This window comes from Bacillus cereus group sp. MG4 (assembly GCF_040460055.1).
Lineage (GTDB): Bacteria > Bacillota > Bacilli > Bacillales > Bacillaceae_G > Bacillus_A > Bacillus_A wiedmannii.
Window position 1 is genome coordinate 2,495,454 of sequence record NZ_JARVGZ010000001.1, and the last position, 15,040, is coordinate 2,510,493.

Genomic DNA, 15,040 nt, shown 5'->3' on the forward strand with positions numbered 1-15,040 from the left:
AACACTTTACCTAGTGGGGATAAACACAGATTTATTCCATACATTCTAGTAATTATTACATGCGATTTGCTCTCTTTTTGCTTGTACTTTCGCCTTCTTGCTCAAACGAAATTCTTTTTCTCTATTCTGCATATACATATAAACTTCAATCCAATTGGTGTATTCATCGGCGGACTACTTGCAGTTAAAATTGCCCTTTTTCATGGAAATTAGGATTTAGCTCAACAACCCTTACTTTAATAGAAATCGGTATTTCAGCTCTCGGCTCAACAATTATTCAACTCTTTATCGTTAGCGCAAATTTGAACGTTGCTGTACTTGGAGCACCTTATTTCTTATGGTTGGTGAGGAAGAGTTGGAAGAAAGTTAAAAAGGATCTTCTTGGAAGTCTCCTTTTTTATTCATTCTTATAAGATCAAAAGGAAACTATCTTTTTTTCACGAATTTAACCTATGAACATAACGAGGAGGGATAACATGTACCAAACTATTGAAGGCTTCTTGCAATCATGGACATACGAGGCTGAGTCTACTCAAAAGATGCTCGATGCATTAACAGATGAGTCTTTGTCACAAGAAATTGCACATGGGCACTGGACATTAGGCAGAGTTGCTTGGCATATCGTGACGGCAATTCCAGTTATGCTATCTGGTACGGGGCTTAAGTTTGAAGGGGAAACGAAAGATTATCCTGTTCCAACTTCAGCTAAAACAATTGCAGATGGGTATCGTAAAGTGAATGCGGCTTTTGTTGAAGCACTTCAAAGCGAATGGACTGATAAGGATTTAACTACTATTAATGACTTCTTTGGTCGCCCTATGCCGAATTCTATATTTTTAATGACACTTATTAATCATCAAAATCACCATCGTGGGCAAATAACAGTTTTAATGCGACAAGCCGGCTTAACAGTTCCTGGCGTATATGGCCCTGCAAAAGAAGAATGGGCTGTGGCTGGAATGGAAGCTCCTAAAATGTAACAAAAAAAAAAGACAAGGTGTTTACACATCTTGTCTTTTTCTGTAACTTGTTTCATGTGAAACTATTTTACTAACTTCTATTATTGGAGTTATCAGCGTATCTCTTTATTTCACAAGTTATGGTACCCCTTGGGGAAAACAAACAGCAATTACGGAAACAAAAGAATATATTACAAAATACTTTAATCTAGATGCGGAAGTCAAAAATACTTCTTACGATGCTAAAATGAATAACTATGCAATCTCCTTTGAGACAAGTAGAGATGGAGAATTTACTATCGAATATAAAAGTCCTAATAACTTTAATATTTCTCCAGGAGTGCAAGAGTATTTAAGCAAACACTCCAAATTTACAGAGTAGTAACGAAGCATACATATACAAAAAAGAGTTGGTGTAACGCCAACTCTTTTTACGTATTCTTGTCATACAGTTATATCTTCCTTCTCTATATTTTTAATTCCGTAATATGCAATCGCAACTCCAATTGCAGCAAGTACTAGTTGAAGGGGAAGAAAAGTTGCTGTAGAAAACATAGGAGTGTTATTAATTGCAATTGATACAACAATCAGAGATGAAACAATTGTAGTTGGCACCGAACGTTTACGCATTCCGAAATATAGAGGGATTAAACTTATTCCCGCAGTTGCAATGGCTAAAGGAACAAGGTTTATCCCTTCTTGCTTCAATTGATCTATTGTGAATGAATTAGGAAGAATTGAAAAATAGCTATCTATCCCAAAGAAAACTCCTACTACTAAAATGTTAGATAAAATAACTGTTATAAATGTTAATGTTGCTGTAATAACCAACTTACTAATCATCATTTTCTTTCGGTTAATTGGATAAGAAAACATGAGTAATATTGTTTTGTTTTTATATTCACCAATTATTAACCTTGCGATTAATACACTACCAAAAATAATAAATGTTGCTCTTACTAATGTACTAGCCGTTAACAACATCATCTGCGGATCCCTTATTTCCGGATCACCTTCTACTTGAGCAACGATGCTCGTAAAGATCATTAATGCCAGTATAGCGATATTTGCAATAATCGCTCCCCTTACATACCATCCAAGCTTAAACTTTTTCAATTCTAGCTTCATAAGATGTAGCATAATAGTCCTCCTTTCATTTACATTTTAATCGATATAAATCGCTCCTGTTTTACTTAAAATCTTCACTTCGTTTTTTGCATCACCAATAGTTCCCTCTTTTATTTTTTCTGTATTTTTATCTTTCTTAAGCTCTTTTAAATCCACAATTATGTCAGTCGAATTACTTTTAGCCGTAAGTTTCAATGATACCGGGACACCTTTATACCGTACGCCAATGTCTCCTGATTTTGTTTCTATAAATAATGATTTTCCTTCTGTCATATCTTTTAGTAATACTTCCCCAGATGTTGAAGTGATGTTCATATTTCCATTTTCCGCATTTTTCACATAATTATCGCCAGTAGTAGAAGTTATATTTACTTCTTGTAATGAACTATCTTTTAACATTAAATCTCCACTTTCGGATGTGAACTCACCCTTCTCTGCCGATAGTCCTGTAATCATTTCATCTCCAGACTTGCCTTTTGTCACGATATTTTTTACTACTATATTGCTTATTTTCACATCACCCGATTTATTATTTAATACAATTTTATCTATTTCTTTCTTCGGAATAGCTATACATATACTATTTTTCTTCCTAAACGTAAAACCATTAAAAAATTTGGTCACCTTTTGTTTTTGCTTAATCACAATTTTATTTTCGTCATTTTCTATTTTCACGGGATCTATCTTTTTATCTACTTGTTGACCTTGAGCGGAAATTACTATTTTATTAGCGTCTGTACTTTTAAATTCAATATTCCAGTTTTCATTGTCTACTTCTATTTCTTTTATATTATTGATTTCAAAAGACCTTTCTTGCTTAAAATCTTTCACCTGAAATACCTTAAAACCAAAAACCGCACTAGCAATTGTAATGACTAATATTGCAATTACTATTATTTTTTTCACCAGTCATACCCCAGTTCGTTTTTGTTTTAAGCTTGCTTCACGCCACATCAATCTTGTCAATTTTTCGATACGATAGATAACTAATGAAAATTCCTAATAAACAGAGCACGATTGGGATAGCTATAAAATCAAACATACTTACTTGACCATTTCCAGGACCAACGTTACCATTAATCAGCATACCAATTATTACTGCTGAAGTAATCGTTGTCGGTGTCGATTTCTTTCTCATTCCAAAAAATAAAGGAATTAAACTTATACCAGATATCATAAATGCACTTATAATAGTAGTTGGAACGGTAGCTATTATTTCCCCCATCGTAACAGGCGTTTCAAGTATTCCTATTATTGGATTCATACAGAATATGAGCAAACTAATAATAAATGTTGCGATTATCGTGCTCACAAAGCAAAAACTAAAAACAATTGCTAATTTCGCTCTCATTAGCATTTTCCTTTGCAGTGGGTACATAAATAGTAGCTGTATTGTTTTGTTCTTGTATTCATCAATCACTAAACGTGATAAAATAACCGATGCAAAAATAACAAATGTAATTCTAATAAAAATATTTGCTAAAGACATGTATTCCATATAGCTAGAGAACATCAAATCATCTTCTACTTTAGACCCCCATGCCATAAGACTTACCGCAGCAAAAATTGCTATAATACAAATCGCTACTCCTTTAAAATAACTAGATAATTTATGTTTTTTCCATTCGAGTTTCATTAATTGAAACATATAAACCACGCCTCCATTCTTTATATAACTGTCTCTACACTACTAACATTCTAATTCCAGCAGTAATTACGCTTAACATTCCTATCACTAGTAGAATTAACAACCATTTCCGCTCTGGTTTCCTATAATATAAAATCCCACTTATAACATTACGATCACTCCACTTACTAGATTCACTAACAATCCATTAAGCATGAATGCCCTCTCCATCCATTACATTTAAGAAATATTCTTCTAAGGAACTATGTTTCTTATTAATACTTTCAATTTCTACATCGTTCATAATAAGTGCTTTTGAAATGTTTTGCTGCGACGCCTTCAATTCATACACACGAATCATGTTTCCACTCATTATTTTATAATTTTTTATACCAAGTTTATCTTCTAAAATATAAGCTGCACGCTTCACATCAGGAACAGTAATTTCAATGTACTCTGTTTGTTTTCCGTTAATACTCTTCATTGAAACTTCTTTTATTAGTTTTCCATTTTGAATTACACCAATTGTATCCGCCATTTGTTCCATCTCGCCTAAAATATGACTAGAGACTAATAACGTAATACCATATTCTTTGCAGAGCATTTTAAATAAGTCTCTTAATTCTTTAATACCAATTGGATCTAAACCGTTAATTGGTTCATCTAAAATGAGTAATTCTGGCTTTGTCATGATCGCCCTTGCAATACCAAGTCGTTGCTTCATCCCTAATGAAAAATCTTTTACTTTTTTATCATCTATACCGTGCAATTTCACTAAATGTAAAGCATGATCGATTGCATTCTTGTCGTAATACCCCATATATTCACAATGTAATTCTAGGTTTTCCTTCGCCGTTAATTTATCATAAAAGATTGGATATTCGATAATTGTCCCCATGCGCTTTAACAATTCATAAGATGTATCCGTTAACTTCTCACCAAAAATTTCAATATCACCGCTCGTCGGTTTTATTAAATTTGTGATCATTTTCATAATCGTTGTTTTACCTGCACCATTCGGTCCTAAGAAACCGTATATCTCTCCCTTTTTCACATGCATGTTAACGCTAGAAATAACTTCTTTCCCTTTAAACACTTTCGTTAACTGATTCGTTTTTAATATATATGTCATGTCACTGTCTCCTTTCGCACTACCTTATACTTCTATAATAGACAACGGAAATCTCTTTTTTCTTACCCGTTCCTTACAAATTCCTTACGCTGAAAAAAAGCTTGTAGAATCTACTTCTCTACAAGCTAAAACAGCATCTTTTTTAATACAACTGTAAAAATTGTTTTTTCATACGGCTTACTAGAAAGATGTATTTTTCCATCCATCGCTTCCACAAGCCTTTTCGTAATTGTTAACCCTAAACCGCTCCCTTGGTACAATCTATTTCTTGAATCTTCAAGTGTATACATTCGCTCAAACACTTTATCAATATGAGATTCGTCAATTCCCTTTCCTGTATCCCATACATCTATATACACACTCGTTTCATCATCTCTTAACGTCATACCGAGTGTCTTTCCATCTTCTCCATATGTAATCGCATTTGATATTAAATTATTCAACACTCTACCTAATACTTCTACATTTCCAAGTGCATATATATTTCTTTCTGGTATATCAATATGAACTTGAAACCCTTTCGTCGTCACTAAATCATAAAAAGATAAAATTTTCTCGCGACAAACTTCATTCATATTTACTTTTGTCATTTCGATTGCTTTGTCACCAGATTCTAATTTTGCTAAATCAAAAAACTTATGGATCAGTTCCATTACTTCTAGTGTTTTTACATGCACCTTTTCAAGTAATATTTGCTCTTCTTCTTTATTTATCGTTTTATCCTTATTTAACATTTCTGTATATCCAAGAATAACTGTTAGTGGCGTCTTTAAATCATGTGAAATATTTGAAAGCATTTTTCTCATCGAAATTTCTACTTTTGCATGATCTGCATTCGTTTTCTGCTTTGCATCTAATAATTGATTAATTGCCACTAATAACTTTTGCAATTCTAGATCATCTGTCATAACGAGCAACTTCTCGCCTGTTTGTTCATTCACAATGCTTTCTAACTTTTCATATGTGTATCGTAAATTTTTACTACTATTTTTTCTCATTTTATATTGTATATAAATGATACATAACAATATAAAAATAATGCATATTAACAGATTGACCATATTACATCACTTCCAACTTATAGCCGATGCCCCATAACGTTTTAATATATTCTGGATTAGATGGATCACTTTCGATTTTCTCACGCAATCTTCTCATATGAACGTTAATAACGTTATCATCACCGTAATACTCTTCGCTCCAAACTAACGTATAGATTTGTGCTTTTGTAAATACACGATTTTGATTTTTTACGAATAGCTTTAAAATCTCAAATTCTTTTAAAGTAAGTTTGAGGGGCTTTCCGTTTTTTTCAACTGTAAAATTAATTGGATCGATTGCTAAATCACCAATTTGAATCATCTTTTCTGTTGTTTCTGTAGCCGAATATTTCGTAGACCTCCGAATACCCGCTTTTACACGTGCGGCTAATTCAATCATAGAAAATGGCTTACAAATGTAATCATCTGCTCCAAGTCCTAATCCAACAGCTTTATCAACATCTGTATCTTTTGCCGACATCATTAAAATCGGAACCGCACTTTTTTCCCGAATAATACGTACAACCTCTAAGCCATCTAGCTTTGGCATCATAATGTCGAGGATAACTAAATCAAAGGATGATTTAAAAAATGCTTGCACCCCTTCTTCTCCGTCAGACGCGATTGTAACTTGAAAACCTTCTTTTATTAAATACTTTTCCACCATCTCTTGAATTGAGATATCGTCTTCAACTAATAAAATATGATGTGACATATGTCTATCCCCTTTTTTACAAACATTAGCATGTTAATTGTATCGTAACGAATGAATACTGGAAAGAATTATATGAATTTTCAAACCAACTTCCCTTCCTTCCCTAACAGTGATATGATGAAATTCACTACTATTGTTCATAATTAACTTTATATAAAGGAGACTTATCATGTCAGAAAACAAAAAAGTAAGCTTAGCTGATTTAATGCGTGAACAACTTGCAAAGAAAAAGCAAGGAAATGGAAATGGTTCAAATAATACAAATCAAAGCCAAGAAACGAAAAAATTACAAAATCAACAAACGAAGAAAACAAACAACCAACGTAGACGTACAGGTGTATAAATGAACGGACAAAAACGTTCTAATATCGCACCCGGTCTTGAAGTTGATATTGTGTTAAAACAAGATCAACGCACCGGTAAATTAACACGTGGAATTGTAAAAGATATTTTAACAAACTCCCCTTCTCATCCACATGGCATTAAAGTACGATTGCAGGACGGGCAAGTCGGTAGAGTACAAAATATCGTTCAATAAGAAAAGGAGCTCAAGTAAACCCGAGCTCCTTTTCTTTATTAGCCTTTAATTTTCTCGATGAAAACTACTTTTAAATAGTCTCCTTCTTTGAATTGATCAATGGTACGAAAATCTTCTGGTAAAGAATGTTCTTCTAATATTTTATATTTGCCATTCATTTCTTTAAATGCCGTATCAATAAATCCTTTAAACTTTTTCATATCAAATGCGCTACAATTTGTAGAGGCAACAATAATCCCATTATTTTCTGTAATCGCAATTGTTTCTTTTAATAAGTTTTTATAATCTTTCGCTGCACTAAATGTATATTTTTTTGAGCGTGCAAAGCTTGGAGGATCAAGTACGACCATATCAAATTTCATCTTTTTCTTAGCTGCATATTTGAAGTAAAGAAATACATCTTCTACAATAATATCTTGCGCTTCATAATCAACTTCATTTACACTAAATTGCTCAATCGTTTTACTTAAACTACGATTTGCAAGGTCGACACTCGTCGTTTTACTCGCTCCGCCAAGCGCTGCAAATACAGAGAAAGCACCTGTATAAGAGAACATATTCAACACTGTTCTCCCTGTCGCATATTTATCACGAATTTGTTTTCGAACGTTACGCTGATCTAAAAATACACCAACCATCGCTCCATCGTTTAAATACACCGCAAAGTTCACACCGTTCTCTTTTACGATAAGTGGGAACTCGCCGCGCTCTCCTGCTACGAAATCATCGCCTTCAATGTATTTCCCTTTCGTATCAAAACGCTTTTTCTCATAAATCCCTTTAAAGTTTGCTACTTTTTGAAGAGCTGCTATAATCTCATCTCTGAAAGTATAAATCCCTTCACTATACCAACTTACTACATAATAGCCGTCATAATAATCGATAATTAAGCCTCCAAGACCATCACCTTCACCATTTAGGACACGGAATGCTGTCGTATCACTTGATTTGTAAAATTGCTTTCGTTTATGTAAGGCAGATTTTATTTTACTTTCAAAGAAAGATTGATTAATTTGTTCACTCTCTTTTCTCGTTAAAATCCAGCCGTATCCTTTATTTTGTTTTCCATAATAACCTTTTCCGATAAAATTGTTTTTCTCATCTACTACTTTAATGATTGTTCCTTCTTCCTGAACATCATTTAAATTTTGAATTGCATCTTTTAAAATAAGCGGATATCCACTTTTAATTTCTTTTATAAATTTCGGTTTTATTTTTACAGTTACTTCTGATCGCATATAATAACTTCCTTTCCATTTGCATGCTTTCTAATTCGTAGGAAGCATATAAAAAACGAGGCTAAAAAATAACCTCGTTTCACTATACCATATTATCGCTTTGCTAGTACAACTCGCTTAACCGCCACATATTTACTACATTTTGAAATGGAAATCTTACTGTCCAAAATAATAAAAAAACTTATTTATTTCACATTTACCATTGACATTGATAATGATTTTCATTATCATTTAACGTATATGAGTTCTCGAAAATAAAGGCTATATTTATAGGAGGAATAAAACATGATTATTGTTACAAATACAGCTAAAATTACAAAGGGAAATGGACATAAATTAATTGAGCGTTTTAATAAAGTAGGTCAAGTCGAAACGATGCCAGGCTTTTTAGGATTAGAAGTTCTTTTAACGCAAAATACAGTGGATTATGATGAAGTAACAATTAGCACACGCTGGAATGCAAAAGAAGATTTCCAAGGTTGGACGAAGAGCTCAGCATTTAAAGATGCTCACTCACATCAAGGTGGGATGCCAGAATATATTCTTGATAATAAAATCACTTACTACAATGTTGAAGTTGTACGTATGCCAATGGCTGCAGCACAGTAAACATATTTCTTTTTTAAGTATAGAATAGGAGAAGCGTTACCACTTCTCCTATTCTATACTTTTTTATTTACTGTCTTTTTACTAGTTTCGCATGCACGACTAACCTTCCTGCTTCTGGATCAAGTGCATAGTCACACGTCGAAAGTGTTACGATTTGATCACTTGCTGTCAATTTTGCATCCGTTTTGTACAGCGATTTTTCTTGAATTTTCTCCAAAAATGATGTGTATTCCGTATCATTGCTAAAATCCGTTTCAATGTAATAAAAATCAGTTGTTGTTGTATACACCGAGAACACTTCAAGATCATATCCTTCAAACAATGTATCGTAATATAATTTACGATGCGACATGAAGAACTCTTCATCTAACATTTTCTTTAAACTTCCAAACATAGAACCATCTTTCATACGGTGACCATATAAAATAGTATTTCGATTTTGAGATTTCACATCATTACGATAGTCCATAAAAATACTTCCCGCTCTCATATCTTCACCTTTATAATTACGAAATAAATAGTAATCATTGTCTTTCGTCTGAACGATTGGATAATTAATTTGTGTATCGTCCATCGTAATCCATCCAACTATTTCTTGGTTAATTTGCTGCAGAGCTTTGAACTGTTTACGTACTTCCCCGTCTTGTGATTGCTCTTCCATCGGACTCTTTTCATAAATGTTTTGTGCTTCGGCCATTACTTTACGATTTTCATAGTAATCCATGAAAATATCACCTAATTCATATACTGAATAGAAAAAGGTACCTAAAAAAACAACTGTAAGTATTCGTTGAAAAAAAGAATTCTTCTTCCGTTCTTTTTTACTACTCAAATCATCACCTCAAAACGGATTGTTCGCATATTTAAATACCCATTGGGACCATATACAACCCTGTATCTTCATCTTGCTTTACAACGACATCTACACCGTATATCGTCTTTATCATACTTTCTGTCACAACATCATTCGGCTTACCTTTCGTAACAATTTCGCCGTCTTTCATAACGATGATATGATCACTATAGCGAATCGCCTGATTGATATCATGTAGTACCATAACGATTGTCAATCCATGTACTTCATTTAACTCTTTTACTAGCTCTAATATTTCGAGTTGATAATAAATATCTAAATAGGTTGTCGGTTCATCTAAAAAGAGCATTGGTGTTTTCTGAGCTAACGTCATGGCAATCCAAACACGTTGTCTTTCTCCACCAGATAAAGCATGAATCTCTTTATCACGTTTACTTAGCAAATTCGTACATGCTAAAGCCCTTTCGATCGCTTCTCTATCTTCATCAGTTTGCGAGGAAAAAATATTTTTATGAGGCATACGACCAAAACTTGTTAATTTCTCTACCGTCATGTCTGCCGGTGCTTCATTTTGTTGATGGACAACGGCTAACTTTCTAGCAAACTCTTTCGGTTTATATTGACTAATCGCCTTCCCATCGAGTATTATCTCTCCGCTACGAGGGGCGTGATTTCTTGACATCACGCCAAGTAATGTCGATTTCCCGCAACCGTTTGGGCCAATAATTGTTGTAATTTTACCAATTTCTATTTCACTACTAACCGACTTTAATCGATCCGTTACATTATCATACGAAAAGGTTACATTTTTAATTTCCATGAACTTTATCACTCTTTCTAAGCAAGAATATTAAGAATGGGCCACCAATCACCGCCATAATCGTCGCTGCTGGAATTTCGTTAGGTGGCACAATTAACCTTCCAATCGTATCCGCCGTCAAAATTAATAACGCTCCTGCAAGAGCAGAAAATGGAATTAATACTTTATGATCCGAACCGACTAGTTGTCTTGAAATGTGCGGAACGAGTAATCCTACGAAAGCAATAACACCTGCAATCGCTGTTGATACTGCCGCTAAAAGTACTGCAATAGCAGAAATAATAAGACGAACTCTCGTCACGTGCAAACCTAAGTTTTTCGCAGTCTTATCTTGTAACGATAATAAGTTACACCAAGCTCCTACAAACAGAGCAAGAATAAGACCAATCGTTCCATATGTAACCATTATTTCTACATCGCCCCACGTCTTCATCGTTATGTTAGAAGTCGTCGTTTGCTTAATACTCTTAATGAAATATCCACAAATCGTAATGAACGATTCATTTAATCCAGTGAACATCGCATTAATAGCTATACCAACTAAAATAATGCGAAGTGGACTTAACCCTGACTTCCATGAAAATGCATAAACGAGATAACATGCAAACGCACCACCTAAAAAGGCGAATACGGGTGTCCAGAAAAAGAATTGCGGGAATAACGTAATAATAACAAGTGTCATAAAACTTGCCCCAGAAGATATCCCGATTACCCCAGCATCAGCAAGTGGATTTTTCATAACAGCTTGAAAAAGCACACCTGAAACAGCCAGAGCTGCTCCAGTAAATAGTGCAATAATAATACGTGGGAAACGTAAATCTTTAATCACTTCAACATCTTCATTCCCCCCTGTAAATATCCCTTGCACAAGCTCAACAATACCTATTTCTAAACTCCCTTTCATCGCTGACAATGATGTCATAACAATAAGCAATGCAGTAACAATGAGGAAACTCCAAGTTTTTTTATTCATTCCACTCTTCCTTTATATTAAAATGCATCACGGATACATCATTTTTTTCAATTCATCTAAAGCTTCCATTGCTGCTAAATTACCTGTTGTTCCAAATAAACGCTCTTCTAAATCGTAAACACGGTTATTTTTAACTGCAGCGAAATGTTTCCAAATATCATTTGTTTTAAATTCTTTATCAAACATTTTCACAACTTCATCAGGCATACCATGAGCTGCTCGTAAAATAATATCCGGATCAGCTTTCTTTAAATACTCTGTATTAGAAGCTAAATACTCTACTTGTTCACCTTGTACAATGTTTTTACCACCTAATTGTTTCACTAAATCTCCAATATAAGAATGCTCTGTTGCTACTAAATAACTCCCTGGTACACCTAATAAAATAAGCACTGTCGGTTCTTTCTTTCCCTTTACTGCTTTTTTAATTTCTGCAACCTTGTTATCTAACTTCGTTACAACTGCTTCAGCCTGCTTTTCACGTCCATATTGCTTACCTAAATCGCTAATGGAATTTTGCATATTTTTCAAGCTTGTTAAATCTAAAAAGTTTACTTTCGTGCCGACACCATCAAAAACTGGCTTTAATTCATATTCAAGTGTTGTCACGGATAATACTTCTGACGGCTTTAACGATTTTACCTTTTCCATATCAGGACTCATCGGATTCCCGACTTCAGGTAAACCTTTATATCTCTTTGGTAAATCTTTCGTACTTGTTGGAATACCAACTAAATCTACTTCTAACGCATCCATAATTTCAGTAACAGCAACTGTCGTTGCAACAATTCTCTCTTTACTCTCACTCTTTACCTGTTTTGCTGCTTCTTTTTTAGGCGCCGAGCATCCAGCTATACTCACTAATAGAATAATAGCCATTAGTACACTAGCAATTTTCTTCACCCTCAATCACCACTCCTTTCCAAATAATATGAAACAAGTCTTGATGCATGCGAACATGCATCAAGACTCCAAAAATTACAATCTTCCTGCTCTATATTTACGAACTAGTAAAACAAGTGACCCAAGCAATAGCACCATGTATAAACCTAGTTGTGCTGTATCTGCCGTTTTTGAGTTTTTCTCTTTTTTCGGATCATTTTTTTGATCTTCTTTTTTCTTCTTATCATCTGCATTTCGGTTAAAGTCAGGATTATCTACTTTTTTCACATTATCTACTTTCGGTGTAATCACTGGATTGTTCGGATCATTTTTCGGATCTTTTTTTGGATCCTCTTTAATCGTTCCTAATGCACCAATATTATTTGTATCAAATTGAATTTGGACATCGTAGAAATGATGGTAGTTCATTTCGTTGATATCAACTTTTACTTTTGCATTTAATTTTGCAAATAAATCACTTACTTCAAATTGCACTACTCTCGTATTTGCATTTTTATCTTCGCTTACTACTTTCGCATCAGCAAAAAGACTGTTATTTTCCGTTTGGAATTTTGTAATCCATGCACTATTTTTCAACGTCATCTCAATGTACTTTTTACCATCTTTAACGATTAATTTTGCTGGGTGTACAGTATAGTCATGCATCTTTGAAAGCTCATTTGTTTTATCTTTTAACACTTTAAATGGAATATCATATTGACCATCCACTAAATTTTTCGGATCAACTATTACTTTTGGTTGATTATTTCCGCCTTGGTTGTCGTTTCCGCCTTGGTTGTCGTTTCCACCTTGGTTATCGTTTCCGCCTTGATTGTCGTTTCCACCTTGGTTATCGTTTCCACCTTGGTTATCGTTTCCGCCTTGATTGTCGTTTCCACCTTGGTTATCGTTTCCACCTTGGTTATCATTTCCGCCTTGATTGTCTAACGGTTTAACGCTATCTTTATCAAATGCAAATTGAATGTCGTAGAAATGGTGATAATTCATTGAATCGATATCTACTTTTACTTTTGCATTTAACTTTTTAGATAAATCATCTACTTCTACTTCCACTACGCGTGTATCAGCTTTTTTATCTTCACTTAATACACTCGCATCAACGAACGAACCATTTTTCTCAAATTCAAACTTTGTAATCCATGCACTATTCGTTAATGTGAATGATACATATTTTTTACCATCTTTCACCTTTAACACGCCCGGACTCTTCGTATACGTGTTCATCATTGAAATTTCTTCTGATTGATCTTTTAAAGCTTTGAAATTGATGCTGTATTCACCGTCTTTAATTGTTTCAACATTCGGCTTCTCTACTTCTGGTTTCTCTACTTCTGGTTTCTCTACTTCTGGTTTCTCTACCTCTGGTTTCTCTACCTCTGGTTTCTCTACCTCTGGTTTCTCTACCTCTGGTTTCTCTACCTCTGGTTTCTCTACCTCTGGTTTCTCTACCTCTGGTTTCTCTACCTCTGGTTTCTCTACCTCTGGTTTCTCTACCTCTGGTTTCTCTACCTCTGGTTTCTCTACCTCTGGTTTCTCTACCTCTGGCTTTTTATCACCGTCTGGTTGCTTTTCTTCGTTCTTAATTGACTCAAGTTTATCTTGTTCAAATAAAAGTTGTACATCATGTGTTTGCTTATAGTTTCTTGATGCCATTTCGATAAATACTTTTGTATTTAATTTTTTTGATAAATCGTCCACTTCAAACTCTACTACTCGTGTATCTTTTTCTTTATCTTCACTCACTACTTTTGCATCAACAAATGCGCCATCTTTTTCCGTTTGGAAATTTTTAATTAATGAGCTACTTGTTAGTGTTACAATTGCCTTTTTCTTACCGTTTTCTACTTTTAATACTCCTGGATTTACCATGTAAGTATTCATCTTAGATTCTTCATCTGTCTTATCTTTTAACACTTTAAATGGAATACTATAATTCCCATCGTTAATTGTGTTAGAATTGGGTTGTTGATCTGGGTCAGGCTTTTGGTCGGGCTTCTGACTTGGATCCGGTTTTTCATTTGGATCTGGCTTATTTGCTGGATCCTCTTTTTCATTTGGTTTTTCTACATGAATCGGTGTAATACTATTTTGATCAACTGCAATACGCACATCATAATCATGATGATAATTTAAAAAGTCTATGTCCACTTTTACTTTCGCATTTAATACTTTCTCTACATCGTCCACTTCAAATTCTACTACTCGTGTATCTTTTTCTTTATCTTCACTAATTACATTTGTCGCAACAAACTGGCCATTTTTTTCTGTTTCAAACTTTGTAATCCATGAACTATGTTCTAACGTAAAGGATACCTTCTTCTTCCCATCCTTCACTTTTAAAGTTCCTGGACTTACAGAGTATTGATTCATCATAGATTCTTCATCTGATGTATCCTTAAGAACTTTGAAACCGATTGAATATTCACCGTCAGCTAGTTGGCTTGCTGCTTGAACTGCAAGCGGTTGTAATGTTGATACGAATGTAAATGCCATTAAAAACATAGCAACAATAATTTTTACATACCTGTTCAATGGAACGACTCT

At 34.1% G+C, this 15,040-nt stretch carries 17 protein-coding genes; 5 read left to right on the forward strand and 12 right to left on the reverse strand.

Going from position 1 to position 15,040, the window contains the following annotated elements:
- Nucleotides 1-476: 476 nt before the first annotated feature.
- Together QCI41_RS13125 and QCI41_RS13130 are read left to right on the forward strand one after the other, a co-directional pair.
- Complete coding sequence (locus QCI41_RS13125; RefSeq protein WP_353837335.1) at nt 477-980, forward strand: DinB family protein; 504 nt, start codon at nt 477-479, stop codon at nt 978-980.
- A 64-nt stretch (nt 981-1,044) separates the two neighbouring features.
- Complete coding sequence (locus QCI41_RS13130) at nt 1,045-1,341, forward strand: YfjL-like protein (RefSeq protein WP_353838836.1); 297 nt, start codon at nt 1,045-1,047, stop codon at nt 1,339-1,341.
- Nucleotides 1,342-1,403: 62 nt separating this feature from the next.
- On the opposite strand, the gene QCI41_RS13135 is transcribed toward QCI41_RS13130, so the two are convergent.
- From QCI41_RS13135 to QCI41_RS13160, 6 genes are all read right to left on the reverse strand, one after another.
- Nucleotides 1,404-2,099, reverse strand: coding sequence for an ABC transporter permease (locus QCI41_RS13135; protein WP_046956256.1), 696 nt, complete (start codon nt 2,097-2,099; stop codon nt 1,404-1,406).
- A gap of 24 nt (nt 2,100-2,123) precedes the next feature.
- Nucleotides 2,124-2,993, reverse strand: coding sequence for a DUF4097 family beta strand repeat-containing protein (locus QCI41_RS13140; protein ID WP_353837334.1), 870 nt, complete (start codon nt 2,991-2,993; stop codon nt 2,124-2,126).
- Between the two features lie 37 nt (nt 2,994-3,030).
- Nucleotides 3,031-3,735 (reverse strand): ABC transporter permease, encoded by a 705-nt coding sequence (locus QCI41_RS13145; protein ID WP_353837333.1) that lies wholly within the window; start codon nt 3,733-3,735, stop codon nt 3,031-3,033.
- Nucleotides 3,736-3,922: 187 nt separating this feature from the next.
- Nucleotides 3,923-4,846, reverse strand: a complete 924-nt coding sequence (locus tag QCI41_RS13150) for an ABC transporter ATP-binding protein (RefSeq protein ID WP_048562169.1) — start codon at nt 4,844-4,846, stop codon at nt 3,923-3,925.
- A gap of 125 nt (nt 4,847-4,971) precedes the next feature.
- Nucleotides 4,972-5,907: a HAMP domain-containing histidine kinase gene (locus QCI41_RS13155; RefSeq protein ID WP_048562168.1), complete on the reverse strand. Its 936-nt coding sequence runs from the start codon at nt 5,905-5,907 to the stop codon at nt 4,972-4,974.
- Nucleotide 5,908: 1 nt separating this feature from the next.
- Nucleotides 5,909-6,601 (reverse strand): response regulator transcription factor, encoded by a 693-nt coding sequence (locus tag QCI41_RS13160; RefSeq protein WP_048562167.1) that lies wholly within the window; start codon nt 6,599-6,601, stop codon nt 5,909-5,911.
- A gap of 169 nt (nt 6,602-6,770) precedes the next feature.
- Here QCI41_RS13160 and QCI41_RS13165 point away from each other — a divergent pair, with 169 nt between their 5' ends.
- Nucleotides 6,771-6,944 (forward strand): hypothetical protein, encoded by a 174-nt coding sequence (locus tag QCI41_RS13165; protein WP_001293585.1) that lies wholly within the window; start codon nt 6,771-6,773, stop codon nt 6,942-6,944.
- On the forward strand, nt 6,945-7,139 hold the full coding sequence (locus QCI41_RS13170; protein ID WP_001014310.1) for a YwbE family protein: 195 nt from the start codon (nt 6,945-6,947) through the stop codon (nt 7,137-7,139).
- 38 nt (nt 7,140-7,177) lie between these two features.
- On the opposite strand, the gene QCI41_RS13175 is transcribed toward QCI41_RS13170, so the two are convergent.
- Nucleotides 7,178-8,377, reverse strand: a complete 1,200-nt coding sequence (locus QCI41_RS13175) for a class I SAM-dependent rRNA methyltransferase (protein ID WP_215562184.1) — start codon at nt 8,375-8,377, stop codon at nt 7,178-7,180.
- Nucleotides 8,378-8,662: 285 nt separating this feature from the next.
- Between QCI41_RS13175 and isdG the strand changes: the two genes are divergently transcribed.
- Nucleotides 8,663-8,986: a heme oxygenase gene (gene isdG, locus QCI41_RS13180; protein ID WP_000587825.1), complete on the forward strand. Its 324-nt coding sequence runs from the start codon at nt 8,663-8,665 to the stop codon at nt 8,984-8,986.
- A gap of 67 nt (nt 8,987-9,053) precedes the next feature.
- Here isdG and srtB read toward each other — a convergent pair whose 3' ends face one another.
- The 5 genes from srtB to QCI41_RS13205 all read right to left on the reverse strand — a co-directional run bounded on the left by srtB (nt 9,054) and on the right by QCI41_RS13205 (nt 15,028).
- Nucleotides 9,054-9,818 carry a class B sortase gene (srtB, locus tag QCI41_RS13185; RefSeq protein ID WP_046956250.1) on the reverse strand — a complete coding sequence of 255 codons (765 nt, stop codon included), beginning with the start codon at nt 9,816-9,818 and terminating at the stop codon, nt 9,054-9,056.
- 31 nt (nt 9,819-9,849) lie between these two features.
- Complete coding sequence (locus tag QCI41_RS13190; RefSeq protein ID WP_353837332.1) at nt 9,850-10,620, reverse strand: ABC transporter ATP-binding protein; 771 nt, start codon at nt 10,618-10,620, stop codon at nt 9,850-9,852.
- On the reverse strand, nt 10,610-11,593 hold the full coding sequence (locus tag QCI41_RS13195; RefSeq protein ID WP_001036828.1) for a FecCD family ABC transporter permease: 984 nt from the start codon (nt 11,591-11,593) through the stop codon (nt 10,610-10,612). The genes QCI41_RS13190 and QCI41_RS13195 overlap by 11 nt, the downstream gene beginning before the upstream one ends.
- A gap of 27 nt (nt 11,594-11,620) precedes the next feature.
- Nucleotides 11,621-12,496 (reverse strand): heme ABC transporter substrate-binding protein IsdE, encoded by an 876-nt coding sequence (gene isdE / locus QCI41_RS13200; protein ID WP_080345175.1) that lies wholly within the window; start codon nt 12,494-12,496, stop codon nt 11,621-11,623.
- 75 nt (nt 12,497-12,571) lie between these two features.
- Nucleotides 12,572-15,028, reverse strand: coding sequence for an NEAT domain-containing protein (locus tag QCI41_RS13205; RefSeq protein ID WP_353837331.1), 2,457 nt, complete (start codon nt 15,026-15,028; stop codon nt 12,572-12,574).
- Nucleotides 15,029-15,040 lie beyond the last annotated feature (12 nt).

What these genes read in the sequence shown, in the direction of transcription:
- QCI41_RS13165 (WP_001293585.1), top strand. Translation starts at nt 6,771, where the DNA reads ATGTCAGAAAACAAAAAAGTAAGCTTAGCTGATTTAATGCGTGAACAA.
- QCI41_RS13170 (WP_001014310.1), top strand. Translation starts at nt 6,945, where the DNA reads ATGAACGGACAAAAACGTTCTAATATCGCACCCGGTCTTGAAGTTGAT.
- QCI41_RS13150 (WP_048562169.1), bottom strand. Translation starts at nt 4,846, where the DNA reads ATGACATATATATTAAAAACGAATCAGTTAACGAAAGTGTTTAAAGGG.
- QCI41_RS13125 (WP_353837335.1), top strand. Translation starts at nt 477, where the DNA reads ATGTACCAAACTATTGAAGGCTTCTTGCAATCATGGACATACGAGGCT.
- QCI41_RS13145 (WP_353837333.1), bottom strand. Translation starts at nt 3,735, where the DNA reads ATGTTTCAATTAATGAAACTCGAATGGAAAAAACATAAATTATCTAGT.
- QCI41_RS13160 (WP_048562167.1), bottom strand. Translation starts at nt 6,601, where the DNA reads ATGTCACATCATATTTTATTAGTTGAAGACGATATCTCAATTCAAGAG.
- isdG (WP_000587825.1), top strand. Translation starts at nt 8,663, where the DNA reads ATGATTATTGTTACAAATACAGCTAAAATTACAAAGGGAAATGGACAT.
- QCI41_RS13175 (WP_215562184.1), bottom strand. Translation starts at nt 8,377, where the DNA reads ATGCGATCAGAAGTAACTGTAAAAATAAAACCGAAATTTATAAAAGAA.
- QCI41_RS13155 (WP_048562168.1), bottom strand. Translation starts at nt 5,907, where the DNA reads ATGGTCAATCTGTTAATATGCATTATTTTTATATTGTTATGTATCATT.
- QCI41_RS13135 (WP_046956256.1), bottom strand. Translation starts at nt 2,099, where the DNA reads ATGCTACATCTTATGAAGCTAGAATTGAAAAAGTTTAAGCTTGGATGG.
- QCI41_RS13195 (WP_001036828.1), bottom strand. Translation starts at nt 11,593, where the DNA reads ATGAATAAAAAAACTTGGAGTTTCCTCATTGTTACTGCATTGCTTATT.
- QCI41_RS13190 (WP_353837332.1), bottom strand. Translation starts at nt 10,620, where the DNA reads ATGGAAATTAAAAATGTAACCTTTTCGTATGATAATGTAACGGATCGA.